The sequence below is a fragment of the Dactylosporangium sp. NPDC051087 genome, assembly GCF_055586325.1.
Map to the genome: position 1 here is coordinate 277,623 of NZ_JBVJIJ010000017.1, position 20,864 is coordinate 298,486.

General features: G+C 75.6%; 2 protein-coding genes. Both read right to left on the minus strand.

The genetic code is table 11. From position 1 onward, the window contains the following. Positions 1-23: 23 nt before the first annotated feature. The gene (locus ACZ6TV_RS31055) at positions 24-788 is read right to left on the minus strand and encodes a thioesterase II family protein (protein WP_465300841.1); all 765 of its coding nucleotides are present in this window, start codon (positions 786-788) and stop codon (positions 24-26) included. Further along, positions 785-20,815 (minus strand): type I polyketide synthase, encoded by a 20,031-nt coding sequence (locus tag ACZ6TV_RS31060; RefSeq protein ID WP_465300842.1) that lies wholly within the window; start codon positions 20,813-20,815, stop codon positions 785-787. Before ACZ6TV_RS31060 ends, ACZ6TV_RS31055 begins: the two co-directional genes overlap by 4 nt. Between the last annotated feature and the right edge of the window lie 49 nt (positions 20,816-20,864).

The following is a 20,864-nucleotide window of genomic DNA, read 5'->3' on the forward strand; positions in this document are numbered from 1 at the left end:
CTAACGAAATCGCGGACGGGATCTCAGGCGGCGGTGGCCGCGCCGGCCAGGGTCCCGGTGACGACCGCGATGACGGCGGCGGCGTGCGTGGTGAGGAAGAAGTGGCCGCCGTCGTAGACGTGCAGCACCGTCGGCCCGGTCGTGTGCTCGCGCCAGGCGTCGGCCTCCTCGACGCTGACCTTCGGGTCGTCGTGCCCGGTGAAGGCGGTGATCGGGCAGTGCAGCGGCTCGCCGGCGGTGTACACGTAGGTCTCGGCGGCCTTGTAGTCGTTGCGGACGATCGGCAGGACCGCCTGCAGCAGGTCCTCCTCGTCGAAGACCCGGGTGTCGGTGCCGCTGAGGGACTTCATCTCGGCGATGATGCCGGCGTCGTCGCGGCGGTGGACCTGCTCGTCGCGCAGCCGGGACGGGGCACGGCGCCCGGACGCGAACAGGTGCATCGGCTCGCGGCCCTGGGCGGTGAGCCGGCGGGCGACCTCGAACGCGACGGTGGCGCCCATGCTGTGCCCGAACAGCGCGAACGGCCGGTCCAGCCACGGCAGGATCGCCTCGGTCGACTGCGCGGCGAGCTCCCCGATGTCGTCGATGAGCGGCTCGTTGCGGCGTTCCTGCCGGCCCGGGTACTGCAGCGACAGCACGTCCACGCCGGGTCCCGCGTTCGCGGAGACGGGCACGTAGTAGGGCGCGGAGCTGCCGGCGTGCGGGAAGCACACCAGCCGCACGGCCGCGTCGGGGCGCGGGTGGTACCGGCGCACCCACAGGTCGCTGGTGGTCGTGGTGATGCTCATCGTGAACCTCTCAAGTCGTCGACCCACTGCCGCACCGCCTGGGCGGTCGAGCCGGCGTGGTGCTCCATCATCGTGAAGTGGTTGCCGGGCACGTCGATCGTCGTGTCCGCGTCCTGCCACGAGGTCTGCCACTCGTGCCGGGCGTAGGGCCCGTCGGGGCCGTTGGCGACGATCGGCTCCGAGGAGCGCAGCAGCAGCGTGGGCGTGGCCAGCGGCGCGGGCCGCCAGCCGCCGAACAGGTCGAAGTACCAGCTCATCGCGGTCAGCCGGGCCGAGTCGAGGGTGGTGAACAGGCCCTGCCGGTCGAACATGCCGTCGATGAGCTCGGCCTGGAACTTGGCCAGGGGCGAGTCCTCGGTCGCCGGGTACGTGTCGAGCAGGACCACGCCGGCGGCGGGGGCGCCGAGGTCGTGCAGGCGGGTCGCGGCGGCGTGCGCGAGCAGCCCGCCGCCGGAGGAGCCGAGCAGGACCGCGGGCCGGTCGCCGACGCATTCGCGGACCAGCTCGGCCTGCATGTCGGTGACGGTCTCCCAGGTGGCGGGCAGGCGCTCGTCGGTGAGGAAGCCGGGCACCGACAGCGCCCACACGTCGTGGGTGTCGCGGAAGCTGGCGGCGAGCCGCGCGTACTGGTGGACGCCGGCGAGCGCGACGAACGAGCTGAAGCAGATCAGCACCGGCCGGTCGGCGGGCCCGGAGGTGAGCTTCACCGGCTGGAGCTCGCGACCGAAGTCGGCGCGGGCCTTGAACGTGGGGCGCAGCGCGGCGGCGGCGCGCAGCAGCGCGTAGCCCTGGTCGACCTGGCCGTTGCGGCAGGCGTCGCGGAACATCGCCCCGATGCCGTCCTCCCGGCTCTCCTGGACCGGCTCCGCCTTGCGCACCACCACGCTGCCGAGCTGCTGCAGCAGGTGCGTGGTGAGCGCGGCCGGGGTCGGGTGGTCGAAGACGAGCGTCGGGGGCAGCCGCAGCGCGGTGGCGGCGCCGATCCGGTTGCGCAGCTCGACGGCGGTGAGCGAGTCGAAGCCCGCCTCCAGCAGGCTCTGCCCCGGTGGGACGGCGTCGGGGGTGGTGAACCCGAGCACCGCGGCGACCTGGGCGCGGACGAAGTCGAGGACCAGGGTCTCGCGGCCTTCCGCGGTCTCGGCGGCGAGCCGCTCGGTCAGCGACACCCCGGCCGTGGTCCCCCGCCCGGCCGCCTTGCGCGCCGGTCCCCGCACGAGCCCGCGCAGCAGCGGCGCGACGGCGTCGCCCTTCAGCGCCTGCAGGTCCAGCAGCATCGGCACGGCGAGCGGTTCGGCGCGGCGCACGGCGGCGTCGAACAGGGCGAGGCCGCGGGCCGGGTCGAGGGGCAGCAGACCCCCGCGGGACATGCGGCGCACGTCGGCGTCCGTCAGGTCGCTGGTCATGCCGCTCGCGGTGATCCAGGGACCCCAGGCGAGCGCGGTCGCGGGCAGGCCCCGGCCGGCCCGGCGCTGCGCCCACGCGTCGAGGTAGGCGTTCGCGGCGGCGTAGTTGCCCTGCCCGGCGCCGCCGATGAGCCCGGACACCGACGAGTACACCGCGAACACGGCCAGGTCGTGCCCGGCGGTCAGCTCGTCGAGGTGCGTGACGGCGTCGACCTTCGGCCGCAGCACCGCGGCCAGGCGGGCCGCGTCGAGACCGCCGACGGTGGCGTCGTCGAGGATGCCGGCGGTGTGCACGACCGCGGTCAGCGGCCGGTCGGCGGGCACCGACGCGATGAGCGCGGCGACCGCGTCCCGGTCGGCGACGTCGCAGGCGGCGATGGTCACGTCGGCGCCGAGCGCGCCGAGTTCGGCGCGCAGCTCGGCGGCGCCGGCGGCCTGTTCGCCGCTGCGGCTGGCCAGCAGCAGGTGCCGGATCCCGCTGCTCGCCAGGTGCCGGGCGACCTGCGCGCCGAGCCCGCCGGTCCCGCCGGTGACGAGCGCGGTGTGCTCGCCGCGCAGCGGGGCCGGGAAGGTGAGGACGACCTTCCCGATGTGCCGGGTCTGGCTGATGTACCGGAACGCGTCCCTGGCCCGGCGGACGTCCCAGGCGGTGACCGGCAGCGGCGTGAGGACCCCCTGCTCGAACATGGCGACGAGGTCGCGGAGCAGCACGCCGATCCGGTCGGGGCCGGCCTCGATGAGGTCGAAGGCGCGGTAGTGCACGCCCGGGTGGGCGGCGGCGACCGCGTCGGCGTCGCGGACGTCGGTCTTGCCCATCTCCAGGAACCGGCCGCCGCGCGGCAGCAGCCGCAGCGACGCGTCGACGAACTCGCGGGCGAGCGCGTTGAGAACGACGTCGGCGCCGGCGCCGCCGGTCAGCTCCAGGAACTGCGGCTCGAAGGCCAGGGTCCGCGACGAGGCGAGGTGGGTGCCGTCGACGCCGAGCCCGCGCACGACCGGCCACTTGCCGGTGCTCGCGGTGGCGAGGACGTCGGCGCCGAGGTGCCGGGCGAGCTGGACGGCGGCCATGCCGACCCCGCCCGCGGCGGCGTGCACGAGGACCCGCTCCCCCGGGCGCAGGCCGCCGAGGTCGACGAGGGCGTAGTACGCGGTGAGGAACACCAGCGGCACCGACGCCGCCTGCGCGTAGGACCAGCCGGCCGGGACGCCGACGATCATGCGGTGGTCGGCGACCGCGACGGGCCCGAACGCGCCGGGGAACATGCCCATGACCCGGTCCCCGACGGCGAACCCGGTGACGCCGGGCCCGACCTCGGTGACCACGCCGGCGCCTTCCTGACCGAGGGAGCCGGCCTCGCCCGGGTACATGCCGAGGGCGTTGAGCACGTCGCGGAAGTTGACGCCGCCGGCCCGCACGGCGATGCGGACCTGGCCGGCGCGCAGCTCCCCGGCGGCCTCGACGGCGGGCTCGACGGTGAGGCCTTCGAGGGTGCCGTCCTCGCCTGGGGTGAGCCGCCACGGGCCGTCCGGCGGGGTGAGCTCCTCGGTGCCGTTGACGGTGGCGAGGCGCGGGATCCTCGCCGTGCCGCCCTGCAGGAGCAGCGCGGGTTCGCCGCTGTCGAGGGCGGCGGGCAGCGCCGCCATGGAGTCGGCGGAGGTGTCGAGGTCGGCGAGGACGAAGTGGCCGGGGTTCTCCGACTGCGCGGACCGGACCAGGCCGTGCACGGCCGCGGCGGCGGGGTCGCGGACGTCGTCGCCGACGGCGTCGCGGGTGAGGAACACCAGCCGCGACGCCCCGAACGCCGGGTTCTCCAGCCATTCCTGGACGTCCGCGAGCGCCCGCGCGGTCAGCGCGTGGGCGGCGGCGACGGTGTCGGGGGTGCCGGCGCTGACGTGGAAGACGGTCGCGGGGATGCGGGCGCCGTTGTCGGCGGCGGCCGCGAGGGAGGCGAGGTCGGCGTAGGACTCCAGGTGCACGCCCGAGGCGTCCGCCGCGGCGCCGAAGCCCAGGCGGTCCTCGCCGACGACGGCCCAGCGCAGCGCCTGGGGTTCGGCGGCTGCCAGCCGCAGCGGCTGCCAGTCCAGGCGGAGCAGACCGTCCACGTTGGAGTGCGCGGGCGCGGTCGCGGCCAGTTCCCGCAGGGTCAGGGAGGCCACGGTCGCGACGGGGGCGCCGGCCGGGTCGGCGACGGTCACCGACACCGCGTCGGCGCCGAGGGTCTGCAGCCGCACCCGCAGCCGGGTCGCGCCGGCGGCGTGGACGGTGACGCCGGTCCACGCGAACGGGAGCCGCCCGCGGTCGGTGCGGCCGAGGCCGGTGAACGCGACGGCGTGCAGCGCCGCGTCGAGCAGCGCCGGGTGGACGGTGAACCGGTCGGCGTCCTCGGCGGCGCCGCCGGGCAGCGCGACCTCGGCGTAGACGTCGTCGCCGGCCTTCCACACCGCTTCGAGGCCCTGGAAGACCGGGCCGTAGCGGAACCCGGCGACGGCGAGCCCGGCGTAGAACCCGTCCAGGTCGACCGGCTCCGCACCGGCCGGTGGCCATTGCGCCGCCGTCGTGGCGGCGTCCGGCTGACCGGTGGTGAGCACACCGGTGGCGTGCAGGGTCCACGGGTGGCCGCCGTCGGCGGGCCGGGCGTGGATCGTGACGGGCCGGGCGTCCGCGTCGCCTTCTGCCGGGTCGACCCTGACCTGCAGCTCCACCGCGCCACGGTCGGGCAGGGTCAGCGGCGCGGCGAGGGTGAGCTCGTCGACGACCGGGCAGCCGACCTCGTCGCCGGCGCGCAGCGCGAGTTCGAGCAGCGCGGTGCCGGGGACGATGACCGCGCCGGGCAGGGCGTGGTCGGCGAGCCACGGGTGGGTGCGGGTCGACAGCCGGCCGGTGAGCACGACGGTGCCGGTGTCGGCGAGGGTGACGGCGGCGCCGAGCAGCGGGTGGTCGGCGGTCGCCAGGCCGGCGCCGGCGAGCCCGGCGGAGACGCCGGTGCCGGGGCGCGGCCAGAAGCGGGTGCGCTGGAACGCGTACGTGGGCAGGGCGGCGGGCACCGCACCCGGGACCGTGAACGCGGCCGCCCTGTCGAGGGTGACGCCGGCGGTGGCGAGCTGTGCGGCGCCGTGCAGGAACGCCTCGGTCTCCGGCTTGTCCCGGCGGGACAGCGCCACGCAGGTGGCGTCCTGCGGCAGGCCGTCCTGGGCCATGGCGGTCAGGACCGCGTCGGGGCCGACCTCGACGAAGCGGGTGTACCCGGCGGCGTGCAGGGCGGCGATCCCGGCGGCGAAGCGGACCGCGTCGCGGACGTGCCGGACCCAGTACCCGGGTTCGGTCAGGTCTCCGGCGGCGGCGAACGTGCCGGTGAGGTTGCTGATCACCGGCAGCCGCGGCGCGCTGTAGGTGACCGTGGCGGCGACCCGGGCGAACTCGGCGAGCATGCCGTCCATCCGGGGCGAGTGGAACGCGTGCGACACCCGCAGCCGCCGGGTGCGCCGGCCGGCGCCGGTGAAGTGGGCGGCGATGCGTTCGGCGGCGGTCTCGTCGCCGGAGACGACGACGGCGCGCGGGCCGTTGACGGCGGCGATCCCGATGGTGTCGTCGAGCAGCGGCAGCACCTCGTCCTCGGTGGCCTGCAGCGCCACCATGGCGCCGCCGGTGGGCAGGGCCTGCATGAGCCCAGCGCGGGCGGCGACGAGGCGGCAGGCGTCGTCGAGGTCGAACACCCCGGCGACGTGCGCGGCGACGATCTCGCCGATGGAGTGGCCGATGAGCGCGTCGGCGGTCAGCCCGGCGGATTCCGCGAGGCGGTACATGGCCAGTTCGAACGCGAACAGCGCCGGTTGCGTGTAGCCGGTGCGGTCGAGGGCGTCACCGCCGGTGAACGCGAGGTCCCGCAGCGGCCGGTCCAGGGCCAGGTCGAAGCGGGAGCAGGCGTCGTCGAACGCGGCGGCGAACACCGGGTAGGTGGCGTAGAGGTCAGCGCCCATCCCGTTGCGCTGGGCGCCCTGGCCGGTGAAGAGGATCGCGGTGCGGCCGGGACGCGCGGTGGCGGCCCGCACGACGGCCGGGTGTCCCGTCCCGGCGGCGAGGGCCCGCAGTGCGGCGATGAGGGTTTCGGCGTCGGTACCGACGACGGCGGCGCGGTCGGTGAGCAGCGCCCTGCCGGTGGCGAGGGTGGCGGCGACGTCGGCCGGGCGCAGGTGCGGGTGCCGGTCGAGGTGGTCGGCGAGCTGCCCCGCCTGTCCGGTGAGGGCGTCCTCGCCACGCGCCGACAGCAGCAGCGCGACCGGGCCGGCGGGCGGTGCCGGTACACCTGCCGCGGCCGCGACCTGTGGGGCCTCTTCGAGGATGAGGTGGCCGTTGGTGCCGCTGATCCCGAACGCGGACACCCCGGCGCGGCGGGGACCGGCGGCGGGCTGCCAGTCGGCGGTCTCGGTGACCAGGCGGACGGCGCCGGCGGTCCAGTCGACGTGGCTGGACGGCGTCGCGGCGTGCAGGGTCGGCGGCAGGGTCCGGTGCCGCAGCGCCTGGACGGCCTTGATGACCCCGGCGACGCCGGCGGCGGCCTGCGTGTGGCCGATGTTGGACTTGACGCTGCCGAGCCACAGTGGACGGTCGGCGGGCCGGTCCTGGCCGTAGGTCGCGAGCAGCGCCTGCGCCTCGATCGGGTCGCCGAGGCTGGTGCCGGTGCCGTGCGCCTCGAGCAGGTCGACGTCGGCGGGGCGCAGCCCGGCGGTGGCGAGGACCTGCCGGATGAGCCGCTGCTGGGCGGGACCGTTCGGGGCGGTGAGCCCGTTGGAGGCGCCGTCCTGGTTGATCCCGGCGGCGCGGATGACGGCGAGGACGGTGTGGCCGTTGCGCTGCGCGTCGGAGAGCCGTTCGAGCAGGACCATGCCGGCGCCCTCGCCCCAGTTGGTGCCGTCGGCGTCGGCGGAGAACGCCTTGCACCGCCCGTCGGTGGCGAGCCCGCGCTGGCGGCTGAACGCGATGAACGACCCGGGGGTGGTCATGACGGTGACGCCGCCGGCGAGGGCGAGTTCGCATTCGCCGTTGCGCAGCGCCTGCGCGGCCCAGTGCATCGCGACGAGCGACGAGGAGCAGGCGGTGTCGACGGTGACGGCGGGGCCTTCGAGGCCGAGCGTGTAGGAGATCCGGCCGGACATGACGGCGGCGGTGTTGCCGGTGCCGACGTAGCCTTCGTCGAACGCGGACGCGGCGGCGAGGGTCGCGATGTAGTCCTGGCCGTTGGTGCCGGCGAACACGCCGACGCGTTCGCCGCGGACGGACAGCGGGTCGATGCCGGCGCGTTCGAACGCCTCCCACGCGACCTCGAGCAGCAGCCGCTGCTGGGGGTCCATGGTGAGCGCCTCGCGGGGGGAGATGCCGAAGAACTGCGGGTCGAAGTCGGCGACGCCGTCCAGGAAGCCGCCTTCGCGGACGTAGGAGGTGCCGGCGTGGTCGGGGTCCGGGTCGTAGATCCCGTCGAGGTCCCAGCCGCGGTCGGCGGGGAACGCGCCGACGGCGTCGCCGCCGCTGACGACGAGGTCCCACAGCGCTTCGGGGGTGCTGACACCACCGGGGAAGCGGCAGCTCATGCTCACGATCGCGATGGGTTCGTCGGTGTACGCCGTGACTTCCTGCTTCGCCGCGACCGTGGTGCCGCCGAGCTCGGTCGCCAGGTGCGCGGCGAGCGCGGTCGCGGTCGGGTGGTCGAAGAGCAGGGTCGCCGGCAGTTTGAGGCCGGTGGCGGCGTTGAGCCGGTTGCGCAGCTCGACGGCGGTGAGCGAGTCGAAGCCGAGGTCGCGGAACGCCTGCTCGGCGTCGACGGCGTCGGCACCGCTGTGCCCGAGCGCGGCGGCCGCCTCCGCGCGGACGATGCCGAGGAGCGTGGCGTGCCGGTCGGCGGGGCTCATCGCGGCGAGCTCGTCGCGGAAGGTGCCGTCCACGGGCGCGTCGGCGCTGTCCAGCGCCGCGACCTCGGGCAGGTCGCCGAGCAGCGGGCTGGGCCGGGAGCCGGTGAACCCGGGGGCGAAGCGGGCCCAGTCGACGTCGGCGACGGTGAGCGTGGTCTCGTCGGCGTCCAGCGCCCCCTGCAGGGCGCTGACGGCCAGCTGCGGGTCGAGGACGTGCAGGCCGCGGCGGCGCAGGAACTCCTCCGTGCCCTCCTCGGCGGTGACCATGCCGCCGCCGCCCCACGGCCCCCACGCGATCGCGGTGGCGGCGCGGCCGCGGGCCCGGCGGTGCTGGGCGATGCCGTCCAGGACGGCGTTGGCGGCGGCGTAGGCGGCCTGGCCGCCGCTGCCCCAGGTCGCGGAGATCGACGAGAACAGCACGAACGCGTCGAGGTCGCGGCCGTCGGTCAGCTCGTCGAGGTGGGCGGCGCCGCCGGCCTTCGGCGCGTGGATGGTGTCGAAGTCGGCCCTGGTCATGCCGTCCAGGACCTGCGACTGCGGCACACCCGCGGCGTGCACGACGACCCGCAGGTCAGGCAGCGTCTCCAGGAGCGCGGCGACGGCGGCGCGGTCGGAGACGTCGCAGGCGGGGATGGTGACGCGGGCGCCGAGGGCTTCGAGTTCGGCGCGCAGCTCGGCGGCGCCGGGGGTGGCGTCGCCGCGGCGGCTGGTGAGCACGAGGTGGTCGGCGCCGCTCTCGGCGAGCCAGCGGGCGATGTGCGAGCCGAGCGCGCCGGTGCCGCCGGTGACGAGCGCGGTGCCGCGCGCCTTCCAGGCGGGTGCTCCGGCGGGCCGCTGAGCTGCCGGGGCGTGCGTGAGCCGGCGGGCGAAGACGCCGGAGCCGCGGACGGCGACCTGGTCCTCGTCGCCCGCCCCGGCCAGGACGGCGGCGAGGCGCTGGACGGTGCGGTCGTCGACGGTCTCGGGCAGGTCGATGAGGCCGCCCCAGCGTTGCGGGTATTCGAGGGCGGCGGCGCGGCCGAGCCCCCAGACGCCGGTGTGCACCGGGTCGCGCAGCGGGTCGGACGCGCCGATGGACACGGCGCCGCTGGTGAGCACCCACAGCTTCGCGTCGCCGCTCGTGCGGAGCAGCTCCGTCGTCCACTGGAGGTCGTCGCCCTGCAGCGCGACGATGCCGGCGTACGTGCCGGCGGGGATCTCGGTGACCGGGTGTGCGGTGGCGCCGGCGGCGGTGAGGCCTGCGGCGATCCGGCCGGCGAGGGCCTCGGCGCCGTTGTGCAGGACCAGCCAGCTGCCGTCGAGGGCGGCGGTCTGGTCGAGGGCGGCGGGCCGCCAGCGGATCTGGTAGCGCCAGGTGTCCACGGTGGAGTGTTCGTCCTTGCGGCGCCGCCACGCGGCGAGGGCCGGGACGAGCGGGCCCGCGTCGACGCCGAGCAGGTCGCTGAGGTCGCCGGCGTCGACGGCGGCCCAGAACGCGTCGTCGGCGTGCCCGGTCGCGGTGCCGGCCTTGGGCAGTTCGATGGTCGGCCAGTACTGCTTGTGCTGGAACGCGTAGGTGGGCACGGCCGTCTTGCGGCCGCCGTGCAGGAGCTTGGTCCAGTCGGGTGACCAGCCGGTGACGTGCGCCTGCGCCACGGCGGTGAGCAGCGTGGTGGCCTCGTCGCGGCCCTTGCGCATCGCGGGGATGCCGTCGACCAGGGCGGACAGCACGCCGTCGGGGCCGACCTCCAGGAACCTCGTGACTGCCGGCAGTGACGCCACGGCGCCGGCGAACCGGACCGTGCCGCGGACCTGCTGGACCCAGTACTCCGGGTCGGTGACGTCACCGGTCGACGTCACCGCGATCGGGATCGCCGGCGGGTTGAACGTCACCGTCGACAGGACCTCACGGAAGGCGTCGAGCATCCCGTCCATCCGCGCGGAGTGGAACGCGTGGCTGACCCGCAGCCGCTTGGTCTTCTCGAACCCTGCCGCGACCCGCTCGACGGCGGTCTCGTCGCCCGAGATCACGACCGCGTCCGGGCCGTTGACCGCCGCGATCTCGGCGCCGTCGACCAGTGCCGCCGCGACGTCCGCTTCGGACGCCTGGATCGCGACCATCGCCCCGCCGCGCGGCAACGCCTGCATCAACCGGCCGCGGGCCGTCACCACCTTGCACGCGTCCTCGAGGGACCACACCCCGGCCACGTGCGCCGCGGCCAGCTCGCCGATGGAGTGGCCGAGCAGGTGGTCGGGCTTGAGGCCCCACGACTCCAGGAGCCGGTAGGTGGCCACCTCGACCGCGAACAGCGCCGGCTGCGTCCACCGCGTCTCGTCGAGTTCGGCGCCGTCCACCTCGCGCAGGCCCTCGATGTGCGCGCACACCTCGTCGTACGCCTTGGCGTAGGCCGGGAAGGCGGCGTACAGGCCGCGTCCCATTCCGGGACGCTGGGCGCCCTGGCCGGTGAACAGCATCGCGGACTGGCCCTTGGTCGCCTTGCCGCGGACCACGGTGTCGCCGAGCAGCACGGCCCGGTGCTCGAACGTGGACCGTCCCGTCGCGAGGGAGTAGCCGACGTCCATGGGATCGGCCGCGGTGCCGCGGACCTGGTCCACCTGCGCGTCCAGGGCTTCGGCGGTGCGGGCGGACACCGGCCACGGTACGACCGGCAGCGGCGCCGGCGCGGCCGGGGTCTCGGCGTGCGGTGCCTCCTCCAGGATGACGTGCGCGTTGGTGCCGCTCATCCCGAACGACGACACGCCCGCGCGGCGCGGCCGGTCGACCTCGGGCCACGGCCGGGTCTCGGTGAGCAGCTCGACGGCGCCCGCCGTCCAGTCGACGTGCGGGGACGGCTCGGTGACGTGCAGGGTCCGCGGCAGGGCGCCGTGCCGCAGCGCCTGGACCATCTTGATGACGCCGCCGACACCGGCCGCCGCCTGCGGGTGGCCGATGTTCGACTTCAGCGACCCGAGCCACAGCGGCGACTCGCGGTCCTGGCCGTAGGTCGCGAGGAGCGCCTGGGCCTCGATCGGGTCGCCGAGCGGGGTGCCGGTGCCGTGCGCCTCGACGGCGTCGACGTCGGCGGAGGTGAGGCGGGCGTTGGCGAGGGCCCGCCGGATGACCCGCTGCTGGGCGGGACCGTTCGGGGCCGTGAGGCCGTTGGAGGCGCCGTCCTGGTTGACGGCGCTGCCACGGATGACGGCGAGGACGGTGTGCCCGTTGCGCCGCGCGTCGGACAGCCGCTCCAGGAGGACCATGCCGGCGCCCTCGGACCAGCTGGCGCCGTCGGCGGCGGCGGAGAACGGCTTGCACCGGCCGTCGGGGGCGAGGGCCCGCTGCCGGCTGTAGTCGATGAGCGACACGGGCGTCGACATGACGGTGACACCGCCGGCGAGGGCGAGGGTGCAGTCCCCGGCGCGCAGCGACTGGATCGCCCAGTGCAGCGCGACGAGCGACGACGAGCACGCGGTGTCCACCGACACGGCGGGTCCTTCGAGCCCGAACGTGTAGGCGATCCGGCCGGACAGCACGCTGAACGAGTTGCCGCTGCCGATCAGGCCCTCCGCGGACTCCTTCGCGAGCATCAGCAGGCCGACGTAGTCCTGGTACGTGACGCCGGCGAACACGCCCGTCTGGCTGCCGCGCAACGAGACCGGGTCGAGCCCGGCGTGTTCGACGGCCTCCCACGAGGTCTCCAGCAGCAGCCGGTGCTGCGGGTCCATGGCGAGGGCCTCGCGGGGCGAGATGCCGAAGAACGCGGGGTCGAAGTCGCCGGCGTCGTGCAGGAAGCCGCCGCCCTGCGCGTAGCAGGTGCCGGGCGCGTCGGGGTCGGGGTTGTAGAGCGCCTCGACGTCCCAGCCGCGGTTCGTCGGGAACGGGGTGATCGCGTCGCCGCCGCTCATGACGAGGTTCCACAGGTCGTCGGCGCTGTTGACGTCGCCCGGGAAGCGGCAGGCCATGCCGACGATCGCGATCGGCTCGTCGACGGTCGCGGGGACGGTCTCCGGCTCGTCGACGGTGTCCGGCAGGTCGAGCAGTTCCTGCCGCAGGTGCGCCGCGACGGCGGCCGGGGTCGGCTGGTCGAAGACGAGCGTGGCCGGCAGCCGGACACCGGTCGCCTCGGTGAGCGCGTTGCGCAGCTCGACGGCGGTGAGCGAGTTGACGCCGAGGTTCTTGAACGGCTGGTCCGCCTCGACGGTGCTCACGTCGGCGTGCCCGAGCACCGTGGCGGTGCTTTCCCGGACCAGGTCGGTGAGGAGCGCGACCTGGTCGGCGTCGGCGAGCCCGGCGAGCCGTCCGGTGAGGGCGTTCCCCGTGGGGGCCACGGCCGCGGCCGACCTCTTGCGGGACGCGGTTGCCCCTGGCTGTGTCGTTCGCGTCGGTACGACCACCGCCGGCTCGACGGTCTGCGCGCCGGTGGTGCTGGTGGTGTGGCCGGTCGGGCGCATCACGAGGGCGTCGACCGACGCGACGGGGGCGCCGGTCGGGTCGGCGGCGAGGATGGCGACGGCGCCGGGGCGGCCGGTCGGGGTGAGCCGCACCCGCAGCCGGCGGGCGCCGGTGGCGTGCAGCGTGAACCCGTTCCACGAGAACGGCAGCAGGTCGCCGTCGAGCCCGGGCAGCACACCGAGCGCGAGCGGGTGCAGGGCCGCGTCGAGCAGCGCGGGCCGCAGCCAGAAGCCGTCGTCGCCGGGCTGCGGGTCGACGTCGACCTCGGCGTACAGGCTGTCGCCGGACCGCCAGGCGCCGCGGAGCCCCTGGAACGCGGGACCGTAGGCGAAGCCGGCGTCGGCCCACCGCTCGTACAGGCTGTCGGCGGCGACCGGCTCGGCGCCCGCCGGCGGCCACTGCGCCAGCCGGCCGGGGTCGCCGGCGGTGCCGGTGGAGGCGCTGCCGTGCGCGTGCCGGGTCCAGGGTGCACCGGCGGTGCGGCTGTACACGCTGACCTGCCGTGATCCGAGGCGGTCGAGGCCACCGACCGCGACCTGCAGCTCCACCGTCCCGGACGCGGGCACCGGCAGGGACGCCTCGAGGACGAGCTCGTCGAGGCGGTCGCAGCCGGCCTCGTCGGCGGCCCGGACGGCGAGGTCGACGAGGACGGCGCCGGGCACGTACGCGACGCCGTGGACGACGTGCTGGGCGAGCCACGGGTGCTGGTGGACGGACGCCGTGCCGGTGACGACGAGCCCGTCGCCGCCGGCGAGCTGGACGACGTCGTCGAGGAGCGGGTGGCCGATGCCCCGGTTGCCCCGGTCCGTTCCGTCCAGCCAGTACCGCTGCCGCTGGAACGCGTACGTGGGCAGGTCGACGCGGCGGCCGCCGGCGAAGAGCCGGGTCCAGTCCGGGGACCAGCCGGCGATGTGGGCGCGGGCGACGGCGGTCATCAGGGTGAGGGCCTCGTCGCGGTCCTTGCGCATGGCGGGGATGCCGTCGACCATCGCCGACAGGATGCCGTCGGGGCCGACCTCCAGGAACCTGGTGACACCCTTCGCCTTGGCGGTGTCGACGGCGTCGGCGAACCGGACCGTCCCGCGGACCTGCCCGACCCAGTACTCCGGATCGGTGACGTCACCCGTCGAGGTGGTGACGATCGGGATGATCGGCGGGTTGAACGTCACGCTCCGCAGGACCTGACGGAACGCGTCGAGCATCCCGTCCATCCGCGCCGAGTGGAACGCGTGCGACACCCGCAGCCGCTTGGTCTTCTCGAACTGGGCGGCGGTCGCTTCGACAGCCGTCTCGTCGCCGGACACGACCACCGCGTCGGGACCGTTGACCGCCGCGATCTCGGCACCGTCGACGAGCGCCGCACGCACCGCCTCTTCGGTGGCCTGGATCGCGACCATCGCACCACCGGCCGGCAGCGCCTGCATGAGCCGGCCCCGCGCCTGGACGACCTTGCACGCGTCTTCCAGGGACCAGACCCCGGCGACGTGCGCGGCGGCGAGCTCACCGATGGAGTGGCCCACGAGGAAGTCGGGCTTGAGACCCCACGATTCGAGGAGGCGGTACACCGCGACCTCGACCGCGAACAGTGCCGGCTGTGTCCACCGCGTCTCGTCGAGTTCCGCGCCTTCCACGTCGCGCAGACCGTCGATGTGGGTGCAGACCTCGTCATAGGCGGCGGCGAACACCGGGAACGCCGCATGGAGACCGCGTCCCATCCCGGACCACTGCGCACCCTGACCGGTGAACAGCATCGCCGACTGGCCGTCGCGGACCCGGCCGCGGACGACGACGTCACCGAGCAGCACCGCCCGGTGCTCGAGGCCGGACCGGCCGGTCGCCAGGGAGAACCCGACGTCGACGGGGTCGAGGTCCGTGATCGTCCGCGCACGGTCCAGCTGCGCGTCGAGGGCCGTGGCCGTGTGCCCGGACACCACCCACGGCGTCACCGGCAGCACCGTCGGAGAGGCTCCGGCGGCCTCCTCCGTGGCGGGCGGCTGTTCGAGGATGACGTGGGCGTTCGTACCGGAGACGCCGAACGCGGAGACGCCCGCGCGGCGGGGACGGTCCAGCGCCGGCCAGTCACGGGACTCGGTGAGCACCTCCACGGCGCCCTCGGACCAGTCGATCCTGGTCGACGGCGCATCGACGTGCAGGGTGCGGGGCAGGACGCCGTGCCGCAGCGCCATGACGGTCTTGATGATCCCGGCGACGCCGGCGGCGGCCTGGGTGTGGCCGATGTTCGACTTCAGCGACCCGATCCACAGCGGGGTCGCCCGGTCCTGGCCGTAGGTGGCGAGCAGTGCCTGCGCCTCGATCGGGTCGCCGAGGCTGGTGCCGGTGCCGTGCGCCTCGACGGCGTCCACGTCGGACGTCGCCAGGCCGGCGTCGGCGAGCGCCGCGCGGATGACCCGCTGCTGGGCGGGGCCGTTCGGGGCGGTGAGCCCGTTGGAGGCGCCGTCCTGGTTCACCGCGGAGCCCTTGACGACTGCCAGGACGGGGTGGCCGTTGGCGACGGCGTCGGCGAGCCGCTCGACGAGGAGCAGGCCGACGCCTTCGCCCCAGCCGGTGCCGTCGGCGTCGTCGGAGAACGCCCGGCAGCGGCCCTGCGCGGCGAGGCCGCCCTGCCGGCTGAACTCGGCGAAGACCCCGGGGGTCGCCATGACGGTGACGCCGCCGGCGAGGGCGAGGCCGCATTCGCCGCGGCGCAGCGCCTGCACGGCCAGGTGCAGCGCGACCAGCGACGACGAGCACGCGGTGTCGATCGTGACCGCGGGTCCCTGCAGCCCGTACGTGTAGGAGAGCCGCCCGGACAGGACGCTGCCGGAGTTGCCGGTGAGCATGTGCCCGGCGAGTTCGTCGGGGATCGTGGTGAGGTTCGACCCGTACCCGGACGGTGAGGCGCCGACGAACACGCCGGTGGCGCTGCCGCTGAGCGTCGCCGGGTCGAGTCCGGCGCGTTCGAACAGCTCCCACGAGGTTTCCAGCAGCAGCCGCTGCTGCGGGTCCATGGCGAGGGCCTCGCGGGGCGAGATGTTGAACAGGCCCGCGTCGAAGAGGGTGGCGGTGTCGAGGAACCCGCCCTCGGTGGTGGTGCTGTTCCCTTCGTGCTGCGGCCCGTACAGGCCGGCGACGTCCCAGCCGCGGTCGCCGGGCATGGCGGCGACGGCGTCGGTGCCGTCGGCGACGAGCTGCCACAGGGTTTCGGCGTCGCTGATCCCGCCGGGGAACCGGCAGGCCATGGCGACGATCGCGATCGGCTCGTCGGTCGGGGCGGTGGTCGCCGGCACGACCGCTGCGGTCTCACCGGCGGCGAAGAGGGTGGTGGCGAGGTGCCGGGCGACGGCGCGGGCGGTCGGGTGGTCGAAGACGAGCGTCATCGGCAGCCGCAGGCCGGTGGCGGCGCCGAGCCGGTTGCGCAGTTCGACGGCGGTGAGGGAGTCGAAGCCGAGCTCGCGGAACGGGCGGGCCGCCTCGAGGTCGCCGGCCGCGCCGAGCCGCAGTACCGCGGCGGCCTCGGCCCTGACCAGGTCGAGGAGGGCGGCGTCGCGTTCGGTGGAGGTCATCGGGGTGAGCCGGTCGCGCAGCGCGCCGTCGCCGGTGCCGGGTCCGCTGTCGGTGGCGGTCAGCTCGGCGACGCCGGGCAGTTCGCCGAGCAGCGGGCTGGGGCGGGCGGCGGTGAACGTGGGGGCGAACCTGGTCCAGTCGACGTCGGCGACGGTGATGACGGCGTCGCGGCCGGCGACGGCGCCGGACAGCGCGGCCAGGGCGGTCTCGGGTGGCATCGGCCGGATCCCGCGGCGCAGGAGCGCGTCGCGGCTGGTGTCGTCGGCGGCCATGCCGCTGCCGGCCCACGCGCCCCACTGGACGGCGGTCGCGGCGGCGCCACGGGCCCGGCGGTCCTCGGCGACGGCGTCGAGGACGGCGTTGCCGGCGGCGTACGCGGCCTGTCCCCCGCTGCCCCAGGCGGCGGCGATCGAGGAGAACAGCACGAACGCGTCGAGGTCCCGGTCGGCGAGCAGCGCGTCGAGGTGCCGTGCCCCGGCGGCCTTCCCGGCGTAGACGGCGGAGAAGCTGTCGAGGTCCATGTCGGGCAGCGCCTGCGACTGCGGCAGCCCGGCGGCGTGGACGACGGCCCGGACCGGTCCGGCGGTGGCTTCCGCCTCGGCGAGCATGGCGGCGACGGCGGCCCGGTCGGCGAGGTCGCAGCCGACGACGGTGGCGTCGGCACCGAGGGCGCCGAGCTCGGCGACGAGGTCGGCGGCGCCGGGTGCGTCGGGGCCTCGGCGGCTGGCGAGGATCAGGTGGCCGGCGCCACGGGCCGCGAGCCAGCGGGCGACCCGGCCGCCGAGGGCGCCGGTGCCGCCGGTGACCAGGACGGTGCCGGTGGGCCGCCAGTCGCCGGTGCCGGTGCCGGCCGGTGCGGTGACGAGCCGGCGGCCGAAGACACCGCCCGACCTGATCGCGACCTGGTCCTCGGAGCCGCCGCCGGTGAGGACCGCGACGACCTGCCGCAGTGTGGCGTCGCCGGTCTCCGGGTCGGTGCCGGCGTCCGCCGCCGGGACGGCCGGGAGGTCGATGAGGCCGCCCCAGCGGGTCGGCTGCTCCAGGCCGATGACGCGGCCCAGGCCCCAGACCGCGGCCTGGTCGGCGGCGCGCGGCGGGTCGTGCGGGCCGGTGGAGACGGCCCCGGACGTGACGCACCACAGTGGAGCGTCGACGGCGAGGTCGGTGAGGACCTGGGCGAGCAGCAGCGTCGCGGCGGTCCCGGCGGTGACGTGCGGCTGGCCGGTCCGGGGGCGTTCGTCGAGGGCGAGCAGCGACAGGATCCCGGCCGGCGCGGCCACCTCCGCCGTGGCCAGGGCGAGGTCCCCGCGGTCGGCGGTGGCGGCGTCGACGGTCACGGCCGTGACGTCCAGCCCGTGCCGGCGGAGCCCGTCGAGCAGGTCCGGCGCGGTGTGCACGGCGGGGACCAGCGCGATCCACGTCCCCTGCGGCCGCGGGGCGGGCAGGTCGGTGAGGGCCTTCCACGTCGTGCGGTACCGCCACCCGGCGACCGCGGCACCCGTGCGCTGCTCGGCGTGCCAGGCGGTGAGGGCGGGCAGCAGCGGGCCGAGCGTCTCCGGTTCGACGTGCAGGGTGGTGGCGAGGCCGTCGAGGTCGGCGTGTTCGACGGCGTCCCAGAACCGGCCGTCGAAGGTGCCGGCCGGGGCGCCGCCGAGCTTGAGCGTGGGCCAGAAGCGGGTGTGCTGGAACGCGTAGGTGGGCAGCGCGACGGTACGGGCGCCGCTGCCGGCGAAGACGGTGCTCCAGTCGACGGTGCCGCCGCCGGTCCACAGCTGGGCGAGGGCGGTGAGGAAGCGGACGGGTCCGCCGTCGTCGCGGCGCAGGGTGCCGGTGACGACGGCGTCGGAGCCGGCGCTGTCGAGGGTCTCCTGGACGCCGACGGTGACCACCGGGTGCGGGCTGACCTCGATGAACGCCGTGAACCCTTCGCCGGCGAGGGCCCGGACGGCGGGTTCGAACTCGACCGTGCGGCGCAGGTTGGTGAACCAGTACGCCGCCGAGCCGACCTCGACGTCGCCGGCGTCGCCGACGGTCGAGCGGAACGCGATCCGCGGCTCGGCGGGCCGCACCGGGCCGAGGACGGACAGGAGCTTTTCGTGGATCGTCTCGACGTGCGCGGAGTGCGACGCGTAGTCGACGTCGATGCGGCGGGCGCGGACGTCGTCGGCGGCGCACCCGGCGAGGCACTCGACGATGGCGTCGACGTCGCCGGAGACGACGACCGAGGTGGGGCCGTTGATCGCGGCGACCGACAGCCGCCCCGGCCAGGCGGCGATGCGCCGCTGGACGTCGTCGGCGGGCGCGGACACCGACATCATGCCGCCGTGCCCGGACAGTTCCAGCAGCGCCTGGCTGCGCAGCGCGACGACGCGGGCGGCGTCGGGCAGGGTGAGGAGCCCGGCGACGCAGGCGGCGGCGATCTCGCCCTGGCTGTGCCCGACGACGGCGGCGGGTTCGACGCCGTGGGCGCGCCACAGCTCGGCGAGGGAGACCATGACGGCGAACAGGACCGGCTGGACGACGTCGACGCGGTCCAGCGACGGCGCGCCGGGCTCGCCGCGCAGGACGTCGGTGAGCCGCCAGTCGACGAACGGCCGCAGCGCCGCTTCGCAGCGGTCGATGTGCTCGCGGAAGACGGGTGCGGTGTCGAGCAGGCCGGTGGCCATGCCCACCCACTGGGAGCCCTGCCCGGGGAACAGGAACGCGACCTTCCCCGCCGGCTCGGCGTGGCCGGTGACGGCGCCGGTGGTGGGGGTGCCGCCGGCCAGGTCGGTGAGGTGCCGCAGCAGCGTGGCCCGGTCGGCGCCGGTCACGACGGCGCGGTGCGGCAGGGCGCCGCGGGTGGTGGCGAGGCTGTGCCCGATGTCGGTGGCGCTCAGGTCCTGCCGGCCGCCGAGGTACGCGCGGAGCCGGTCCGCCTGGTCGCGGAGCCCGGCGGCGCTGCGCGCGGACAGCAGCCACGGCACGGCCGGCGGCTCGCTGGTGAGGGTCGACTCGGCCGTGACCGGTGCGGGTGCCTGTTCGAGGATGACGTGGGCGTTGGTGCCGGAGACGCCGAACGACGACACCCCGGCCCGGCGTGGGCGGTCGGTGTCAGGCCATGGTTGCGCCTCGGTGAGGAGTTCCACGGCGCCCTCGGTCCAGTCCACGTGGGACGAGGGTGCGGTGACGTGCAGGGTGCGGGGCAGGGTCTGGTGCTGCAGGGCGAGGACCATCTTCATGATGCCCGCGACGCCGGCGGCGGCCTGGGTGTGGCCGAGGTTCGACTTCACCGACCCCAGCCACAGCGGCGTCTCACGGCCCTGCCCGTAGGTGGCCAGGAGCGCCTGCGCCTCGATCGGGTCACCGAGACTCGTCCCGGTGCCGTGCGCCTCGACCGCGTCCACATCGGACGGCTGCAGGTCCGCGGCGGCGAGCGCGGCCCGGATGACCCGCTGCTGCGACGGGCCGTTCGGGGCGGTGAGCCCGTTCGAAGCACCGTCCTGGTTCACCGCCGAGCCCTTGACGAGGGCGAGGATCGGATGGCCGTTGGCGACGGCGTCGGACAGCCGTTCCACGAGGAGCAGGCCGACACCCTCACCCCAGCCGGTGCCGTCGGCGTCGTCGGAGAACGCCTTGCAGCGGCCGTCGACGGACAGCCCCCGCTGGCGGGAGAACTCGACGAACAGGCCCGGCGTCGACATGACGGTGACGCCACCGGCGAGGGCCATGCCGCACTCGCCGCGGTGCAGTGCCTGGACCGCGAGGTGCAGCGCGACCAGCGACGCGGAGCAGGCGGTGTCGACGGTGACCGCGGGTCCTTCGAGCCCGAACGTGTACGACAGCCGGCCGGACACGACGCTGGCGGCGTTGCCGGTGCCCTGGTAGCCCTCGACGTTCTCGGTGGCGTGGGTGAGCAGGGCGCCGTAGTCCTGGCCGTTGGTGCCGACGAACACGCCCGTGGCGCTGCCGCGCAGCGTGGCGGGGTCGATCCCGGCCCGCTCGAACGTCTCCCACGCGGTCTCCAGCAGCAGCCGCTGCTGCGGGTCCATCGCCAGGGCCTCACGCGGTGAGATGCCGAAGAAGCCGGCGTCGAAGCCGGCGACGCCGGGCAGGAACCCACCGGCGCGGGTGTACGAGGTGCCGGTCCGGTCCGGGTCGGGGTCGAAGAGGGAGTCGAGGTCCCAGCCGCGGTCGGCGGGGAACTCCCCCATCGCGTCGCGGCCCTCGACGAGCAGCTCCCACAGCGCTTCCGGCGTGGTGGCGCCGCCGGGGAACCGGCCGGCCATGGCGACGATCGCGATCGGCTCGTCGGTGGCGGCCGTGGCGGTCTTCGTCGCGGTCGCGGCGGTGGCGCCGAGGAGCGTGTCGAGGAGGTGCCGGGCGAGACCGGCGGGGGTCGGGTAGTCGAAGACGAGCGTGGACGGCAGGGTACGGCCGGTGGCGGCGGCGATCGCGTTGCGGAACTCGACGGCGGTGAGGGAGTCGAACCCGAGGTCGCGGAACGCCCGGTCGGCGCCGACGGCACCGGTGCCGGTGTGGCCGAGGACGGCGGCGGCGCGTTCCCGGACGAGGTCGAGCAGCATCGGGTGGCGTTCGTCGGCGGGCAGTGCGGCGAGCCGTTCCACCAGCGGCGACGCCTTGGCCGCGGGACGGGAGCCGGGCGCCAGGTCGGCGACGAGCGGGGCGGGGCGGCTCGCGGTGAACGCGGGTCCGAACGACTCCCAGTCGATGTCGGCGACGACCAACGTGGCGTGGCCGCCGGTCCGGCCGAGGGCGGTGACGGCGGTGGCCGGG

Excerpts from the sequence above, each read along its gene's own strand:
- ACZ6TV_RS31055 (WP_465300841.1), bottom strand. The coding sequence starts at position 788 with ATGAGCATCACCACGACCACCAGCGACCTGTGGGTGCGCCGGTACCAC.